The sequence below is a fragment of the Arthrobacter sp. Ha26 genome (genome assembly GCF_059091705.1).
In genome coordinates this window covers 102,488-119,570 of sequence record NZ_JBNHGX010000001.1, presented here as the reverse complement: position 1 = coordinate 119,570, position 17,083 = coordinate 102,488, and the positions used below count along the sequence as shown (strand labels likewise).

Here is a 17,083-nt window from a genome sequence, read left to right as displayed (position 1 = left end):
GGCAAGCCTAGTTCCTCTACACTGGCCTCGTACTGCGGGAGCCCGCGGCAGCTGTCACAAAGCGCCGGGCTGAGAGGGCGTCAGAGCCGACCGCTTGACCTGATCCGGCTAATACCGGCGTAGGGAAGGAGACACATGAGCGCACCATCAAAGCCCCGGGCAACGGAACCAGCATCCACGCCCGGATACACCATTCAAGCCGACGTTGCAGTGATCGGCGGCGGAGTGATCGGCCACGGCATCGCCTGGGAGGCGAAACGCTCGGGGCGCTCGGTAGTGCTCATCGATGACGCGCCCGGTTCCGGGGCCAGCTGGGCGGCCGCCGGGATGCTTGCCCCGGTCAGCGAACTGCACTATCAGGAGGAGGACCTCCTCGAGCTGATGCTGGACGCATCGTCCCGCTGGCCCGCTTTTGTGGCCGGCCTTCGCGCCGCGTCAGGCGCGGATCCGGGATACATCACGACGCCGACCCTCGCCGTGGGTGCCGACGCCGCCGACCGCAGGGCATTGATGGACCTGCGGGCCGCGCAACAGGCCAACGGCCTCACGGTTGAGCCCCTCACTGTCCGCGAAGCCCGCGTGAAAGAGGCACTGCTCAGCCCGGCCATCGCCTGCGCCCTGGATACCCCGGCCGACCACCAAGTGGATCCGAGGCTGCTGGTGGAGTGCCTGCGGCGCGCGCTCGCCGACCATGATTGCCCGAACGCAGGCGACCACAGCGGGACTGGCGGCGGGGTCGTAGCAGTAGCGGCCGCCGTCGACGGTTACGCCGTGCCGGATAAAGCAACCGCGCTGTTGTGGCAGGACGGTGCCGTTGCCGGCGTCCACCTTGCTGGCGGGGGAACCGTGCGGGCCGGAGAAACGGTGGTGGCCAACGGGCTTCAGGCAGCAGAACTGGGATCACTGCCGGAAGGCCTGCACCTTCCGCTGCGGCCCGTCCATGGGGACATCCTGCGACTCGCAGTGCCGCCGCATCTGCGGCCGCTGGTCGCGTCCACCGTGCGGGGACTGGTGCGCGGCGTCCCGGTATATATCGTTCCCCGCCGGGACGGCACCGTGGTGATCGGGGCAACCCAGCGCGAAGACGCGCCGTCCTCCGCGGGCGCGGTGTCCGCCGGGGGCGTGTACCAGCTCCTTCGCGACGCCCAGGTGCTGCTTCCCGCCGTCGCCGAACTGGAACTCCTGGAGTGCACGGCCCGCGCGCGCCCCGCAACGCCCGATAATGCACCGCTGCTGGGCCGTGTCACGGCCGCCGGCGGTGGGGCAGGCGAGGGCGGCCAGGTTCCCGGCCTCCTCATCGCCACCGGATTCTTCCGCCACGGCGTCCTCCTGACGCCGGCGGCAGCCGCCATTTGCCGGGACCTCCTGGATGGCCGCGAGGACTCCCGCTGGGCGTCCTTCAGCCCCTCCCGCTTTTCCGGCCCCGCAACGGCCGGCGCCCCCACCAGCCGCCCCGCAACCAGCAGCCGCCAACCGCGCACAAAGGAAACAGTATGAACATCACCTTGAACGGAACCCGGCACCCCGTGCCGGACGGTGCATCCATCACACTGCTCGTCAGCCAGGTCACCGGACGGCCCCTCGGTCCGGACGGCCAGGCCACAGACGGGCAGAAACTCGGGGTGGCAGTGGCCCACAATTCCCAGGTGGTGCCGCGCAGCCAGTGGTTCGCAACTGCGCTCGCGGATGGCGACGAAGTTGAACTCGTCACGGCTGTGCAGGGAGGCTGACCCATGAGCGAAACCATCATCACCGGAGCCCCCTCGGCGCTGCAGGATCCGCTGGTCATTGACGGCGTGGAACTGGAATCCCGGCTCATCATGGGCACCGGCGGCGCCCCAAGCCTCGATGGGCTCGGTGCGGCACTCGTGGCCTCCGGCACCAGCCTGACCACCGTGGCCATGCGGCGCTACTCGACGGCGGAAACAGGCTCACTGTTCCAGCTGCTCGTGGACCACAACATCCGCGTGCTGCCCAACACCGCCGGCTGCTTCACGGCCCGGGACGCCGTGCTGACGGCGGAATTGGCCCGCGAGGCGCTGGAAACGGACTGGGTGAAGCTGGAAGTCATCGCCGACGAACACACCCTCCTGCCGGACGCCGTCGAACTGGTGGACGCGACCGAGCAGCTCGTCAACAGGGGCTTCAAGGTTTTCGCCTATACCAACGATGACCCGGTCCTGGCCCTCCGACTCGAGAACCTCGGTGCCACGGCGGTCATGCCGCTCGGCGCGCCCATCGGTACCGGGCTTGGCATCCTGAACCCGCACAACATCGAACTGATTGTGTCCCGGGCGTCGGTACCGGTGGTGCTGGACGCGGGAATCGGCACTGCCTCGGACGCGGCCCTGGCCATGGAGCTGGGCTGCGACGCCGTGCTGCTGGCCACGGCGGTTACCCGCGCGCAAAACCCTGCACTGATGGGGGAGGCCTTCAAACACGCGGTCATCGCCGGTAGGCTGGCGAAAGCGGCCGGCAGGATACCGCGCCGCGAACATGCACTGGCGTCATCCGCCATGGAAGGCCGGGCCGAGTTCCTCTAGCCTTCCGGAGCCCGATGCCAGCCCGGGCCGGGCACGGCAGAAGAGGAGCAGTCATGGCCGCCAACGATGTTCTTTCCCCCGAACGGCTTGAGGACGCGCTGGCCGTCCTGCCCGACTGGCGCTACCACGAGGGCGCCCTTTTGACCGTGTACAAAATGCCGACGTCCGCTGCCGCGCTCGAGCTGATTGCCGCCGTCGGCCGCCTCGCGGAGGAACAAAACCACCACCCGGACCTGGACTGGCGGTACAACCGGGTATTCCTCCGCTACACGTCACACGATGCCGGGGGAGAGGTCACCGCCCGCGACGTCGGAGCCGCTGAGGCGGTGAGTGAAGCGGCCGCCGCGGTCCACGCGGCCGCGGAGCCGGCAAAACATCCAGCCGGGGCTTAACCGGCCGTGACCACCGCCCAAGGGCAGTGGTCACGGAACGTTCTTGATGCTGTTTTCCGGCTAGAGCTTCAGTGCTGCGGTGAGCCGTTCCAGGTCCTGCCTGGCACGGGTGCGGCCCAGGTAGACCACTGCCGCCACGGCCGCAGCCGTTCCCAGCACCATGGGCAGGACCCACGGCATCCATGTGAGCCCGGGACGGTATCCAAAGCCTGCGGCCATCAGGATGATCCAGCTCAACGCTCCCACAGCCACAGCAACACCGGCCGGCAGGACGACGCCGTATTTCGTATGGCGTTTGTCATTGGCCCAGACGATGAGACCTGCGGCGGCCGTCACCAGCACCACGATGGTCAGTGAAAGCATGGCTCTCCTCCTAACACCCGTGAAGGGCCGGGACTAGAACTGGCCGAAGCCCACGCGGCGGACTTCCTCAGCGCCGATCTCCACATAGGCCAGTGCCTTCCCGGGCACAATGATCAGGCGTCCCTTGTCATCCTTCAGTCGGAGCTCGCCGCCGTTGCTGATGGCTTCCTCGACTACCTTGGCCACCGAGTCTGCATCCTGGTTCGACTCCAGCACAATCTCGCGGCCAACGTTTTGAACGCCGATCTTTATTTCCACAGGGGGCCTCCCAGCCAATTCACGTATCTGTCGTTATGTCTTATTTGTAGTCTAGGACTCTTTGGGGAAGCGAGAGATTCCGCGCCAAGCTAAACGGTAGATGAGGTCGCTGGCCACATTGAGGTCCAGGGTGCCGTGCGTTTCGAGCCAATACCGTGCGCTCACATGGGCCATGCCGGCAAGTCCGCGGGCCAACAGCTCGGCTTCCAGATGGGGGAGCTTGGTGTCTTCGGCGATGACGCGGGCAATCGCATCGGCGAAGGTCCGGTTGAAGGTTTCCAGCCGGGAGCTGACATCGGGATCATTGATGAGATCCGACTCGAAAACGAGCCGGTGGGCCTGGTCATCGTTGGCGATGAACTGGAAATAGGCGCGCATGACGGCCTGCACGCGTTCGTCGTTGTCCGTAGTGGAGTTCAACGCCCCCAGCATCAGCTCGGTGAGGGATGCCAGGTGGCTTTCCAGCAGGGCGAGGTACAGCTCCCGCTTTGACGGAAAGTGCTGGTAGAGGACGGGTTTGCTGACGCGGGCCGTCTCGGCGATCTCGTCCATGGCCGCGCCGTGGTACCCGTTGGCCACAAAAACTTCCTGTGCTGCGGAAAGGAGCTGTGCTCTTCTCTCGTCCCTGGGAAGCCTGGCGGACCGTTGCCCGGTGGGGCGTGGCGCCGTTTGCGGTTCGGCTGCGGACGGCCGGCCGGCCCGTGCTTCGTGGACCACAGTTGTCCTTCTTTCCCTTGCAGTTACCCCCACTCTACTTCGGGGTAATATGACCCGGCGGTATCCGGGGGCATACATTGAAGTATGGCTTCGACATTTACCGCAAATGTTTCAACAGTTTCACTGGATCCGCTGGTTGAACCGGCGGGTGAGCTCACTGCCGACGAGGTGGAACGCTACTCGCGGCACCTCATCATTCCGGAAATCGGGGCCGTGGGCCAGCGGCGGCTCAAGAACGCCAAGGTGCTGGTCATCGGCGCCGGCGGGCTGGGGTCGCCCGCGCTGCTGTACCTTGCGGCCGCGGGCGTGGGAACGCTCGGCATCATCGACGACGACGCCGTTGACCTCAGCAACCTGCAGCGCCAGGTCATCCACGGCGTTGCCGACGTCGGCCGGCCGAAGATCGAGTCTGCACGCGACGCCATTGCCGCGCTCAACCCCCTGGTGGACGTCCGGCTGCACAACGTCCGGCTGGATGCCACGAATGCCCTGGACCTGTTTGCCGGCTATGACCTGATCCTGGACGGCGCGGACAATTTCGCCACCCGCTACCTGGTGAACGATGCTGCCGCCATCCTCGGCAAACCCTACGTCTGGGGTTCCATCTTCCGGTTTGACGGCCAGGTCAGTGTCTTCTGGGAGAAGCACGGCCCCACCTACCGGGACCTCTACCCGGAGGCGCCGCCCGCCGGCTCCGTGCCGTCCTGCGGCGAGGGCGGGGTGTTCGGCATGCTCTGTGCGGCCGTGGGGTCGCTGATGGTGACCGAGGCAGTCAAGCTGATCACCGGCGTCGGACGTTCCCTGCTGGGCCGCGTGGCCCTGTTTGACGCACTGGGCGGAAGCTGGCGCGAGATCCGGGTCTCGAAGGACCCGGCAGCGGCTCCCATTACCGAGCTGACCGACTACGAGGCCTTCTGCGGCATCGCTCCGGCTGCACCGTCAGACAACGAACACACGGTCACCGCAACGCAGCTGGCCACTATGCTCGCGTCACGGAAGGCAGGACTGAAAGACTTTGAGCTGGTGGATGTGCGGGAAACCGGTGAATACGACATCGTCCGGATTGACGGGGCAAAGCTGATCCCGCAGGGACGGATCCTTGCCGGCGAGGCGTGGAATGAACTGCCGCAGGACAGGGACATTGTGTTCCTCTGCAAGGGCGGTACCCGCTCAGCCAACGTGCTGGCTGCCGCGCAGCAGGCAGGCTACCAGCGGGTCAGCCACCTCGACGGCGGCATCCTCGCCTGGGTGCGTGAAGTGGAACCCCACAAGCCCGTCTACTGACCCCACGGCCAGGACGCGCCACCACTTCCTGCAGGCTTTCACGCAACGCGCCATCACTTCTCTGAAGAAAGTGATGGGGCGTCGGCTTGGGGTAGGGCAGGAGGTGATGGGGCGTCGGCTTGGGGTAGGGCAGGAGGTGATGGGGCGTCGGCTTGGGGTAGGGCAGGAGGTGCTGGGCGCGGCGGCGCGGGTCAGGCCGTTTCGCGGTCGCTGTGGTCCACCGGGCACTCCGCCTGCGGGACGGCGCGGGCGGCGGGCTGCTCAACGGTGATGCCGTAGAGGGCCTCCAAGGCGGCCACGTACTCGTCCTGCTGGCCGTTGGCGGCCAGCTCGCGGGCGCGGACGGTGGGGACGTGGAGCAGCTGCTTGACCATGCGGCGGAGTGCAAACTCCACTTCTTCGGCAGCAGCGGTGCAGCCGTGCCGGGCACGGACTTTTTCCATCTCCGCGTCCAGCACGTTCATGGTGTGCCGGCGCAGGGCAACAATGGCGGAGTCCACGGACCGGGCCTCCCGCTCCTGTTCGAACGCCTTGGCAGCGCCGCTGACGATGCCGCTGGCCTGGGCCAGGGATTCAGCCTGTTCCTGCGGGGCCGCCAGGCGCACGGATTCAAGGGTCAGCAGCTCCACACCGTCCAGCTCGCCGACGCCGGGATCAAAGTCGTGGGTGAGGGCAAGGTCAATGGCGATCAGCGGCTGTGGGGAATCCGCGCGGACCAGGGCCAGTTCGTCGGCCTCAACGCGGGTGTCAGACCCGCTGCAGCCGATCATCACGTCCGCGGCAGCCACGGCCGGGCGCAGCGAGTCGGCGTCCAGGGCGGTTCCGCCGCGGGTGGCCACGAAGCCTTCGGCGCGGCCGGAGGAGGAGAAGACTGAAACGTCGGTGCAGCCGCGTTCACGCAGCAGCGCCATGGTGGCGCCGGCATAGGCACCGGTCCCGAAAACCACTACTTTCTTGGTGGACCAGTCAGGGTTTTCGGAAAGATCCGTGGCAAGGTCCAGGGCGACCGAGACGATGGACAGGCCCCGGGACCCGAGGGCGGTCTGGGCTCCCACGTCCTTGGCCGTCTTGGACGCGGCCTGGAACAGCCGGACGAGGCCGGAGCTGGCAGTGCCTTCGTGCTGCGCGGTGATCAGCGCCCGCCGGACCTGCCCGGCGATCTCGCGTTCCCCGACGACGGCCGAGTCCAGTCCCGCGCTGACGGCGAAAAGGTGCTGGGTGACTTCAGGTCCGGTCCGGGTGCTGAAGGAGCGGGAAACGAGCGGTTCGCTGAGTCCGCTGGCTTCGCTGATCTGCGCAACGAGGGCGGCGCGGGCAGCCTCAACGTCATCCGGATGCGGGGCCTCGCCGTAGATTTCGTACCGGTTGCAGGTGGCAAGGACAACCGCACCCGTCACCGCCGGCGACCCGGACAGGGCGGATGTGGCGATCTCCGAAGCACCGTTGCTCAGTTGAGCAACGGTCTCAAGATCGATGTCGGCGTGTGTTGCCACCAATGAGAAAAGAACCACAGCAGGTCAATCATAGCTTTTTCGTTCCCCGGTAGAACAACTGTCGTCCCCGGCAGCGGCGGCCGCTCTCTGTGATTCCTGACACTGGACTGCCGGGAGGCCCTGGCATGACAGGCTGTCGTTATCTTTTACTGCCGTTTTTGGGCACAATCAGAGGCATGACTTCCAGCCCTGCCATGTCCGCTGCCGGCGCCCTCGCTGCAGACCATCCGCTCGTGGATGGCCGCACCGCCGACTCGCCGCTGATTACGGCCTACCGGGGCGGCAAGCCGTCCCGGCGCCCCGTGTGGTTCATGCGGCAGGCCGGGCGCTCCCTTCCCGAGTACCTCAAGGTCCGTGAGGGCATCGCCATGCTGGACTCCTGCCTCCGGCCCGAGCTGGCCTCGGAGATCACGCTCCAGCCCGTGCGGCGCCACGACGTCGATGCCGGCATCTTCTTCTCCGACATCGTTATCCCCCTGAAACTGGCCGGCGTAGGCGTGGACATCGTGCCGGGCGTGGGGCCCGTCCTGGACAGGCCGGTGCGGACCGCGGCCGACGTGGCGGCCCTGCCGCAGCTGACGTGGGAGGCCCTGGAGCCCATCCGGGAAGCTGTGCGCCTTACGGTGGCAGAGCTTGGCAAGACACCCCTGATCGGCTTTGCCGGCGCACCCTTCACTTTGGCGGCCTACATGGTGGAAGGCAAGCCCTCGCGCGACCACCTCGGCCCGCGGACCATGATGCACGCCGATCCCGAGACGTGGGGCGCGCTGGCCAACTGGGCCGCCGACGCTTCCGGTCTGTTCCTGCAGGCCCAGCTCGAGGCCGGCGCCTCTGCGGCCCAGCTCTTCGACTCCTGGGCAGGTTCCCTGGGGCTGGCCGACTACACAAAATTTGTGGCACCGGCGTCCTCGCGCGCCCTTGACCACGTGCGGCACCATGGCGCACCGCTGATCCACTTCGGCACCGGCACTTCCGAGCTCCTGGTGGCCATGCGTGACGTGGGCGTGGACGTCGTGGGTGTGGACTACCGGCTTCCGCTGGATGAAGCCAACCGCCGCCTGGGTGGGTCCGTCCCGCTCCAGGGAAACATTGACCCCGCTTTGCTCCCGGCCCCCTGGGAAGTACTTGAGGCCCACGTCCGCGATGTCATCAGGGCCGGCGCAACAGCACCGGGCCATGTCCTTAACCTCGGTCACGGCGTCCCTCCTGAAACCGACCCTGCCGTCCTGACCCGGCTTGTGGAACTCATCCACTCCATCTCCCCGGAGTAAAACGTGGAGACCAACCGGGCCGGGGCAGTAACCGCCCTGGTGCTGGGCGGAGGGATCTCCGGACTCCTGTCCGCCCGGGAACTGGCTGCTGCCGGACACCAGGTAACAGTCCTGGAAGCGGGCCAGGAGTGGGGCGGATGCGTGGGCAGCCACGTGGTTGCCGGCCTCACCCTGGACAGCGGGGCGGAGTCCTTTGCCACCCGCTCCGACGCCGTCGCCGCCCTGGCCGGCGAGCTGGGCCTGTCCGGCAGGATTGTCCAGCCCCGGTCCGGCGGAGCCTGGGTGCAGCTCCCGGAGGGACCGCGCGAACTTCCCAAAACAGGTGTGCTGGGGATCCCGGCCAACCCCTGGGACCCCGAAGTGCGCCGCTCGCTGGGACTGCTTGGCTCGCTGCGCGCCTCGCTGGACAGGATCCTGCCCGCCTCGGTAGGTGCGGGTGGCGACCTGGTCAGCGTGGCCGCCCTCGTCCGGGCAAGGATGGGCGCCCGCGTCCTGGAGCGTCTGGTGGAGCCGGTGGTGGGAGGCGTCCACTCAGCAGACCCTTCCCTTCTCGACGTCGACATGGTGGCGCCAGGACTCCGTGCAGGACTCCGCAAGCACGGCTCCCTGGCCGCCTCCGTTGCTGCGCAGCGGCGCAACAGCGCCCGACCTGCCAAGGCCGGCTCCGCCGTCGCCGGCCTTGAAGGCGGCATGCATACATTGGTGGGCGCGCTGGTCAGCGACCTCCGCAACCGGGGCGTCACGCTCCTGTCCGGAACCCGCGCCGCCGCGGTGGAGCGGACGCCCGAAGGGTGGCGCGTCGGCACGGCCGGAAAAACGTACGACGGCGGCCTGCTGGTAGCTGCCGTGGACGGCCCGGCCGCCGTAGGGCTGCTGGAGGACGCGGTCCCGGGGATCGCGGGCAGGCAGCCGGGCTCCGGCCCGGACGTGCAGCTTGTCACCCTGGTACTGGACAAACCCGAATTGGACCGCCGCCCGCGCGGCACAGGCGTCCTGGTGGCGCCGCAAACCCCCGGCATCCGGGCGAAGGCCCTAACCCATGCGACGGGCAAATGGGACTGGCTGGCCGCAGCCGCCGGCCCGGGAAGGCATGTGGTCCGGCTCTCCTACGGACGCATTGACGATGGAGGCAACCAGCCCGCCGGACCCGATACCGACGGTGAGCTCCTGGCCGCGTCGCTGCGCGATGCCTCCGTCCTGCTGGGCGTTGGCATCAGCCGGCAGGATGTTGTGGACTGGGACGTTGTCCGGTGGCCCGGATCCCTGCCGTTTGCCGCCGTCGGACACCGTGCACGGGTAACCGCAATCCGGGAAGCCTGCAGCGCGTCCGGCGGCCTCGCCGTGGTGGGCGGCTGGGTGGCAGGCAACGGACTCGCCGCCGTGGTGTCCGACACACAGGAACAGATCCGGAAGCTGGCCGGCTGAACATCCTTACTGGTCAGCGCGGCAGCACTGCCGAATGAGTCCTGCCCAGGGCGCCCATTCCCGGCTTCACCAGCTTTCAATTCTGCCGGCGGCATGGCTAGGGTCGATGACTATGGTTCAACACAGGTCCGAGCTTTCAATGTCCCGGACTGGTATCCATGGGGGAATCCGGCGCGGCGCTGCAGCCGCGGCAATCGGAGCGGTACTGGTCCTAACTACAGGCGTCCCGGCGTCCCAAGCCAAGGAAGGAACGGCTGACCCCGGCGACCCCGCGGCCCCGGCCGTGGACACCGCATCCCTCCCGGTGGTGGCCTCCTTGAACGGGCAGCTTGCCGCCGCAGGCGGGGAGGCGGCCGGACAGGACCGCCGGAAGAACCCCTATCCCGTTCCCAAAGGTGGGGCCGGGGCCAGTCCGTCTGCCACTGCTTCTGTTTCCGTCACAGCCGTCCCTTCCGCTCTTGTGCCGGCCATTGCCGCCACCCGGGCGCCCGGAGCGACGCCAGCGCCTGCAAGCACCGCGGCGCCGTCCCCTGTTCCCTCGGCCGGCACCACAGGCTCCAGCGCTCCGGCACAAACCACTCCGGCAGCAACCCGTCCTGCAACGTCTGCTCCTGCAGGCTCCGCCACCGACTCACTGGGAACGTCTCCTGCGTCCTCCGCCCCGGCCCCGGCGTCTTCTGCGGAGGGGGTCCCGGCTGGAGAAATCCCGCCTGCTGCGGCCGGGGTTGCCGGCGTCCCTTCCCCTGAGTCGGCCGTGAGTCCCGACGGTGCCACGGCCCCGCAGTCTGCGCTGGCCGGAGCAATGGCGGACACCGCGGAAGCCCAGGCCGGAACTGGCGCCACTGCACACGCGGCACCGGGTGCGGCCGCTGCCACGGGACAAGCCCCATACGCATCGCCTTATGCGGTGCCGCAGGCGAATCAGGAGTGGGTCCCCTCCTACGGCGGCGGCACCCGGGTCAACAGCGTGCGGAGCAGCGCTGAGCTGAATCACCAGGCAGAGCCAAAAAGCGCCCTGGTGTGGCTGGGGTCCGGGCTGGTGGGAATGGCCGGAGCAGCGGGACTGGTCTTTTTCCGCCTGCGGAATCCCTAGACCGGGCGCATTGGCCGCCGCAAAGCGGGCCCCAGTGTGACATTGACTACTTCTACGGCTTGTAGAACTCGCCGGTTTCGACTTGGCGGGTACGAAGGGGCAAACTTGTAACCATGAGCCACACTTCTGCCGAATCTGTCACTAAAACCGAAGAATCAGCTGAGCAGTTCTTCACCCTTTGGACGGTCTTCAAGCGCTCCGAAACCCTGATCCGCAGCGCTGGCGCTGCCGCCGATTTCGAGGCCCTGCTGGACCGGCTCGCGCAGGCCGGCGTGACACACCGCGGCAGCTATGACGTCTCAGCCATGCGGGCTGACGCCGATGTGATGGTGTGGCTCCACGGGCCCAAGCCGGAAGCCCTGCAGCAGGCCATCCGCGACATCCGCCGCAGCACGCTTTTTGCCGGAACCGAGATTGTCTGGTCGGCCATGGGTGTGCACCGCGAGGCGGAGTTCGCCAAGAACCACACTCCCGCTTACTCCCGGGGGGTGGAGCCGGCGGAGTGGCTGTGCGTCTACCCGTTCGTCCGCTCCTACGAGTGGTACATCCTGCCCGAGGCCGAGCGCGGAAAGATGCTTCGCGACCACGGACTGCTGGGCCGCGACTTCCCGCAGGTCATCTCCAACACCGTTTCCTCCTTCGCCCTGGGCGACTGGGAATGGATCCTTGGCCTGGAGGCACCCGAACTTGTGGACCTGGTGGACCTGATGCGACACCTGCGCGCCACCGAAGCCCGCAACCACGTCCGCGAGGAGATCCCCTTCTACACGGGACGCCGGATCAGCGCAGACGAAGTTGCCGAGGTGCTGGCATGAGCCCGCTCGAAGCCAGGGACCCGGCCAACCAGGCCGCCGTCAATCCCGTCACCGAGGCGGGCCGCATGGCACCAAAGAACTACGACGCCGTCCTGCTGGCCTCCTTCGGCGGACCGGAGGGTCAGGAGGACGTCATCCCGTTCCTCCGCAACGTCACCCGAGGCCGCGGCATCCCGGACGAGCGCCTTGAAGAGGTCTCGCACCACTACCGCGCCAACGGCGGCATCAGCCCCATCAACCAGCAGAACCGCGAACTCAAGGCGGCCCTCGAGGCCGAATTGTCCGCCCGCGGCATCGACCTGCCCGTGCTGTGGGGCAACCGGAACTGGGCCCCGTACATCCCGCAGACCCTCCAGGAAGCGTACGACGCCGGCCACCGCCGCCTGCTGATGCTCACCACCAGTGCCTACTCCTGCTACTCCAGCTGCCGCCAGTACCGCGAAGACATCGGCATGGCCCTGACGGAAACCGGCCTGGACGGCCGGCTCGAGGTGGACAAGGTGCGCCAGTACTTTGACCACCCGGGCTTCGTGGAACCCTTTATCGAAGGGACCGCTGCAGGCCTGGCTGATGTCCGCGCGCAGCTCGCCGCTGCCGGCACCCCGGACGCCCCGGTCCAGATCCTGTTCGCCACGCATTCCATCCCCACCCGGGACGCCGAAGCTGCGGGCAGGTCAGAAGGTGAACCCCGCGAATTCGAAGAGGGCTCAGCCTACGTGGCCCAGCACCTGGCCACCGCGGCCGCCGTCATCAAGCGCGTGGAAGATGAGTCGGGCCTCACCGCCCCGTGGTCCCTGGTGTACCAGTCCCGGTCCGGCGCCCCCCATGTGCCGTGGCTGGAGCCGGACATTAACGATGCCATCGAGGAGCTGGCGGGCCAGGGAGTGAAGGGCATTGTTATTGTGCCGCTCGGGTTTGTCAGCGACCACATGGAAGTGGTCTGGGACCTGGACACCGAAGCCCTGGAAACCTGCGCCAACCTTGGACTGGCCGCCACCCGCGTGCCGACCCCCGGTACGCACCGGAAGTTCGTCAACGGCCTGGTGGACCTGATCTCCGAGCGGACCGTGGCCAACAACATCAGCGACCGTCCCGCCGCGACGGCCCTTGGTCCCTGGTACGACGTGTGCCGGCCGGGATGCTGCGCCAACTTCCGCGGCGAAAAGCCCACCATTGCCGGGGCCGACACCACCGTGGGCACAGGCCACGATCCCTACCCGGACGTTACGGTCCAGGACACCGCTGAACAGTCCGGCGCAGCCGCCGCCAATGCTGCCGGGGGAGCGGCGCAGCCGTGACCGTCCGCATCGGAACCCGCGCCAGCAAGCTCGCGCTCACCCAGACCCAGCAAACAGCCGATCAGCTCGCCGCCGTCGGAGGCTTCCCGGTGGAGCTCGTCCATATCAGGACCGACGGCGACGTCCTCACCGGTTCGTTGTCGCAGATGGGGGGCACGGGCGTTTTTGTCGCCGCGCTGCGTGATGCGCTGCTGCGCCATGAGTGCGATGTCGCCGTCCACTCGCTGAAGGACCTGCCCACAGGCCCTGCCGTAGGGCTCAGCCTGGCCGCCACGCCGCGGCGGGTGGACGTCCGTGACGTCCTCTGCGCCCGTGACGGACTCAAGCTGGACGACCTGCCGCACGGCGCCACCGTGGGAACCGGGTCGCCCCGGCGGGCAGCGCAGCTCCGCACCGCCCGGCCTGACCTGGAGATCATCGATATCCGCGGTAACGTGGACACCCGGCTGGGCCGGGTCCCCGGGCTGCCGGGCAATGCCACGGATCAGGTGGTTCCCGGGAAATCCTGCGACCTCGACGCCGTGGTCCTGGCCGCGGCCGGGCTGGAACGGATCGGCCGGCTGGACGCCGTCAGCGAGTTCCTCGACACGGACGTGATGCTCCCCGCCGCCGGTCAGGGCTCACTCGCCATCGAATGCCGTACCGCGGACGCACCGCCGCGGCCAGGAACCACGGAAGGGTCAAAGGAAGTCCTGGCCCAGGCGCTGGCCGCCCTTGATGACCCGGACACCCGGCTGGCTGTCACCGCCGAACGGGCCCTGCTGGCCCGTCTTGAAGCCGGTTGCGCCGCACCGGTGGGCGCCTACGCCTACCGGAAGGGCAGCATGCTCCACCTCGACGCCGTGGTGTGCGCCGTGGACGGCACCGCTTCAGTGCGGGACAAGCGGGCAACGGATGGCCTTACGGAGGTCGGAGCCACCCTGCTGGGCATCGAACTTGCCGAGGTCCTCCTGGCCGCCGGTGCCGCCGACATCGCCGACCTGCAGGCTTCCTGATCCGGCCATGGGACTGCCTTCCCGCCCCGCCCCCAAGCCGCGTTCCGAAGGGCTGTTAAGCATGACGTCCAGCGCAGCCGCGGGCGGAACCGGATCAGGGACCGGGCCGGGCACAGGGACGGGGCCCGGCGGCCAGCCGCTGAACGGTGCCCGGGTCCTGGTAACCCGCAGCCCTGAACGCTCGCTGCCACTGGTCGCGGCCCTTAGGGAGGCCGGCGCACAGGCATTGCTGCTGCCGCTGATCGACTTCGAACGCGCCGCGGACCAGCATTCCTTGGATGTGGCCTGCGATGCGCTCGGCGCCGGCGCCTACGACTGGCTGGTCGTCACCAGCGCCACCACAGTCCATGTGCTCCTGGCCAAGGCAGCCGAACGCGGCCTCAGCCTGCGGCAGTGGATCCCCGCCGGCACCCGGATCGCGGCGGTGGGACCGGCCTCGCGGAAGCTGCTGGAGACCGCCGGCCTGCCGGTGGAGCTCACGCCCGGACAGGAACAGTCCGCCGCGGGCCTTCTGGAAGTGTGGCCGGCCGCTGCCGGAAAAGTCCTGCTGCCCCAGGCAGACATTGCGCCGGCACGGCTCGCCGAGGGGTTGAGGGCGGCAGGCAGCCTCGTCACGGCAGTCACCGCCTACCGGACAGTCGACTACCCCGCGGCACCGGAGCGCCGGCTCGCCATCCCCGCCGAGGATGCGGCACCCGGCCACGCGTCGCCGTCGTACGTCCTGCTGGCGCCGGAAGCTGCCGCCGCGGAAATCGCCGCCGGACGGATTGATGCGGTGGTGGCGGCCTCGCCCAGCGCCGTGAGGCGGATCCATGCCCTTTCGCCCCTGCACGGGTGCCGCCTGGTGGCAATTGGACGGCCGACGGCGGAACAGGCTTCTGCCCTCGGCCTCACCGTGGCAGCAATCGCCACAGAGCCGACGCCCCAGGGACTGGTAGCCGCCGTCGAAGCGGCGCTCGCGCCGGGGTGACGGGTCGGGGCGGCGCCGCAGGAGTTGCAGCAGGACCGCCAGCGGGTACGAACACATTCCAGAGACAACGTGAAGGACCTCGAACATGACATTTCCGAGCCAACGTCCCCGCCGCCTGCGCACCACTGCCGCCATGCGGCGGCTCACCGCTGAAACGCGGCTGGCGCCGGCCGAACTGATCCTTCCCGCCTTCATCCGCGAAGGCCTGGCCGAGCCGAACCAGATCACCTCGATGCCCGGCGTTGTCCAGCACACCACCGACACGTTGAAGCGGGCCGCCGCGGAAGCCGTTGAGCTGGGCCTTGGCGGTATCATGCTGTTCGGTATCCCGGAAAACCGCGACGCGGAGGGGACCGCCTCGCTGGATCCCGAAGGAGTCCTGAACAAGGCCATCCGGGATGTCCGGGCGGAGGTGGGCGATGACCTGGTGGTCATGAGTGACGTGTGCCTGGACGAATTCACCGATCACGGACACTGCGGCGTGCTGGACGCCGACGGCTACGTGGACAACGACCGCACCGTGGAGATTTACGCCCGGATGGCAGTGGCGCAGGCCGACGCCGGAGCCCACATGCTGGGCCCCTCCGGAATGATGGACGGCCAGGTCGCCGCCATCCGCGCAGCCCTGGACCAGGCCGGCCATACCAACACTTCGGTGATCGCCTACGCCGCCAAGTACGCGTCGGCCTTCTACGGCCCGTTCCGTGAAGCCGTGGACTCGCAGCTCAAGGGTGACCGGCGGACCTACCAGATGGACGCCGGCAACCGGACCGAAGCGCTCCGCGAGGTGGAGCTGGATCTCGCCGAAGGCGCGGACGTGGTGATGGTGAAGCCCGCCATGAGCTACCTGGATATCCTTGCCGACGTGGCAGCCATGAGTCCGGTCCCGGTGGCCGCCTACCAGATCTCGGGGGAGTACGCGATGATCGAGGCCGCCGCCGCCAACGGCTGGATCGACCGCCGCGCCGCCATCACCGAATCGGTGCTCGGTATCCGCCGCGCCGGAGCCAACATGGTCCTGACATATTGGGCCGCCGAGCTCGCCCACTGGCTGAAGGAGTCCTGATGACTGAGGTCCCGCCGATTCCCACCGCGCCGGTGGGCCCGCAACGGATCCTGCTGGGCCTGAACACTTTCGGCGACGTCGGCGAGAACCCGGACGGCAGCCCGCAGCCGCACGCCCGGGTGCTGCGCCAGTTGCTGGAGCAGGCGGAGCTGGCAGACGCCGTCGGACTTCATGCCTTCGGTGTGGGGGAGCACCACCGCAAGGACTATGCGGTATCCGCGCCCGAGGTTTTCCTCGCAGCTGCCGCGGCCCGCACCACCCGCATCCGCCTCGGTTCCGCCGTCACCGTGCTCAGCTCTGACGATCCCATCCGGGTGTTCCAGCGGTTCTCCACCGTGGACGCACTTTCGAACGGCAGGGCTGAGGTGATGCTGGGCCGCGGGTCCTTCATCGAATCCTTCCCGCTGTTCGGGCTCGATCTTGCCGACTACGAGCTCCTGTTTGAAGAGAAGCTCGAGCTGTTCAACAAGGTGCGGGCGCAGAAGCCGGTGCACTGGGAAGGCCGGACCCGGCCCGCCCTCGCCGGCCTGAGCGTCTACCCACCCTTGGAACACCACCTGCTGCCCGCCTGGATCGGCGTGGGCGGCACCCCTGAATCCGTGCTCCGGTGCGCACAATACGGTTATCCGATCATTTTCGCGATTATCGGCGGACAGCCGCGCAGTTTCCGTCCGCTGGTGGACCTGTACCGGGAAGCCATGGGCAAGTACGGGCACCCGATGCAGCAGGTTGCCACGCATTCGCCAGGGCACGTGGCTGCAACCGACGAGCAGGCCCGCGAGGAGCTTTTCCCGCACTGGCTGAAGCTGCGGAACAAGATCGGTGCCGAGCGTGGGTGGGGGCCTGCCGGACGCGGAGAGTTTGACGCGCTGTGCGCTCCGGAGGGTGCGCTCTATGTCGGGTCGCCGGAAACGGTGGCGCAAAAAATTGTCCAGCTTAAGCAGAACCTTGGCGTGGACCGCTTCGACTTCAAATACAGCAACGGCCCGCTGCCGCACTCGGCGATGATGCGCTCCATCGAGCTGCTGGGTACGGCGGTGGCGCCCCGGGTGGCTGAACTGCTGGCCGCCTCATGACCGGCAGGCTACCTGAGAGAATAG

General features: G+C 68.0%; 18 protein-coding genes and 1 riboswitch. Of the genes, 14 read left to right on the top strand and 4 right to left on the bottom strand.

What is annotated here, in order from left to right; all coding sequences use genetic code 11:
• The first annotated feature begins 24 nt into the window (after positions 1-24).
• A riboswitch (TPP riboswitch) is annotated at positions 25-143 on the top strand.
• The 4 genes from AC5RVY_RS00505 to AC5RVY_RS00490 all read left to right on the top strand — a co-directional run bounded on the left by AC5RVY_RS00505 (position 136) and on the right by AC5RVY_RS00490 (position 2,935).
• The gene (locus AC5RVY_RS00505) at positions 136-1,497 is read left to right on the top strand and encodes an FAD-dependent oxidoreductase (protein WP_493952768.1); all 1,362 of its coding nucleotides are present in this window, start codon (positions 136-138) and stop codon (positions 1,495-1,497) included. (Overlaps the previous riboswitch by 8 nt.)
• Positions 1,494-1,730: a sulfur carrier protein ThiS gene (gene thiS, locus AC5RVY_RS00500; RefSeq protein ID WP_493952767.1), complete on the top strand. Its 237-nt coding sequence runs from the start codon at positions 1,494-1,496 to the stop codon at positions 1,728-1,730. The genes AC5RVY_RS00505 and thiS overlap by 4 nt, the downstream gene beginning before the upstream one ends.
• A gap of 3 nt (positions 1,731-1,733) precedes the next feature.
• Positions 1,734-2,543 (top strand): thiazole synthase, encoded by an 810-nt coding sequence (locus tag AC5RVY_RS00495; protein ID WP_493952766.1) that lies wholly within the window; start codon positions 1,734-1,736, stop codon positions 2,541-2,543.
• Between the two features lie 53 nt (positions 2,544-2,596).
• Positions 2,597-2,935, top strand: coding sequence for a 4a-hydroxytetrahydrobiopterin dehydratase (locus AC5RVY_RS00490; protein WP_493952765.1), 339 nt, complete (start codon positions 2,597-2,599; stop codon positions 2,933-2,935).
• Between the two features lie 60 nt (positions 2,936-2,995).
• On the opposite strand, the gene AC5RVY_RS00485 is transcribed toward AC5RVY_RS00490, so the two are convergent.
• Genes AC5RVY_RS00485 through AC5RVY_RS00475 form a run of 3 tightly spaced genes read right to left on the bottom strand, consistent with a single transcriptional unit; the run spans position 2,996 to position 4,273 of the window.
• Positions 2,996-3,298, bottom strand: a complete 303-nt coding sequence (locus AC5RVY_RS00485; protein WP_493952764.1) for a hypothetical protein — start codon at positions 3,296-3,298, stop codon at positions 2,996-2,998.
• A 33-nt stretch (positions 3,299-3,331) separates the two neighbouring features.
• Positions 3,332-3,556: a DUF3107 domain-containing protein gene (locus tag AC5RVY_RS00480; RefSeq protein WP_493952763.1), complete on the bottom strand. Its 225-nt coding sequence runs from the start codon at positions 3,554-3,556 to the stop codon at positions 3,332-3,334.
• Between the two features lie 51 nt (positions 3,557-3,607).
• Complete coding sequence (locus tag AC5RVY_RS00475; RefSeq protein ID WP_493952762.1) at positions 3,608-4,273, bottom strand: TetR/AcrR family transcriptional regulator; 666 nt, start codon at positions 4,271-4,273, stop codon at positions 3,608-3,610.
• 84 nt (positions 4,274-4,357) lie between these two features.
• On the opposite strand from AC5RVY_RS00475, the gene moeB reads away from it, so the two are divergent.
• A complete protein-coding gene (gene moeB / locus AC5RVY_RS00470; protein WP_493952761.1) occupies positions 4,358-5,557 on the top strand; it encodes a molybdopterin-synthase adenylyltransferase MoeB in 1,200 nt (399 codons plus the stop codon).
• Positions 5,558-5,748: 191 nt separating this feature from the next.
• On the opposite strand, the gene AC5RVY_RS00465 is transcribed toward moeB, so the two are convergent.
• Positions 5,749-7,068 carry a glutamyl-tRNA reductase gene (locus AC5RVY_RS00465; protein WP_493952760.1) on the bottom strand — a complete coding sequence of 440 codons (1,320 nt, stop codon included), beginning with the start codon at positions 7,066-7,068 and terminating at the stop codon, positions 5,749-5,751.
• A 158-nt stretch (positions 7,069-7,226) separates the two neighbouring features.
• Between AC5RVY_RS00465 and hemE the strand changes: the two genes are divergently transcribed.
• From hemE to AC5RVY_RS00420, 9 genes are all read left to right on the top strand, one after another.
• The gene (gene hemE, locus AC5RVY_RS00460) at positions 7,227-8,321 is read left to right on the top strand and encodes a uroporphyrinogen decarboxylase (protein WP_493952759.1); all 1,095 of its coding nucleotides are present in this window, start codon (positions 7,227-7,229) and stop codon (positions 8,319-8,321) included.
• 3 nt (positions 8,322-8,324) lie between these two features.
• Positions 8,325-9,746: a protoporphyrinogen oxidase gene (gene hemG / locus AC5RVY_RS00455; RefSeq protein ID WP_493952758.1), complete on the top strand. Its 1,422-nt coding sequence runs from the start codon at positions 8,325-8,327 to the stop codon at positions 9,744-9,746.
• 139 nt (positions 9,747-9,885) lie between these two features.
• A complete protein-coding gene (locus AC5RVY_RS00450) occupies positions 9,886-10,839 on the top strand; it encodes a hypothetical protein (RefSeq protein WP_493952757.1) in 954 nt (317 codons plus the stop codon).
• A 113-nt stretch (positions 10,840-10,952) separates the two neighbouring features.
• A complete protein-coding gene (gene hemQ, locus AC5RVY_RS00445; RefSeq protein WP_493952756.1) occupies positions 10,953-11,654 on the top strand; it encodes a hydrogen peroxide-dependent heme synthase in 702 nt (233 codons plus the stop codon).
• Positions 11,651-12,952, top strand: a complete 1,302-nt coding sequence (locus tag AC5RVY_RS00440) for a ferrochelatase (protein ID WP_493952755.1) — start codon at positions 11,651-11,653, stop codon at positions 12,950-12,952. The genes hemQ and AC5RVY_RS00440 overlap by 4 nt, the downstream gene beginning before the upstream one ends.
• Positions 12,949-13,947: a hydroxymethylbilane synthase gene (gene hemC, locus AC5RVY_RS00435; protein ID WP_493952754.1), complete on the top strand. Its 999-nt coding sequence runs from the start codon at positions 12,949-12,951 to the stop codon at positions 13,945-13,947. The genes AC5RVY_RS00440 and hemC overlap by 4 nt, the downstream gene beginning before the upstream one ends.
• A 61-nt stretch (positions 13,948-14,008) precedes the next feature.
• Positions 14,009-14,917, top strand: coding sequence for a uroporphyrinogen-III synthase (locus tag AC5RVY_RS00430; protein ID WP_493952753.1), 909 nt, complete (start codon positions 14,009-14,011; stop codon positions 14,915-14,917).
• An 85-nt stretch (positions 14,918-15,002) separates the two neighbouring features.
• Positions 15,003-15,983 carry a porphobilinogen synthase gene (hemB, locus tag AC5RVY_RS00425; protein WP_493952752.1) on the top strand — a complete coding sequence of 327 codons (981 nt, stop codon included), beginning with the start codon at positions 15,003-15,005 and terminating at the stop codon, positions 15,981-15,983.
• The gene (locus AC5RVY_RS00420; RefSeq protein WP_493952751.1) at positions 15,983-17,059 is read left to right on the top strand and encodes an LLM class flavin-dependent oxidoreductase; all 1,077 of its coding nucleotides are present in this window, start codon (positions 15,983-15,985) and stop codon (positions 17,057-17,059) included. Before hemB ends, AC5RVY_RS00420 begins: the two co-directional genes overlap by 1 nt.
• The last annotated feature ends 24 nt before the right edge of the window (positions 17,060-17,083 follow it).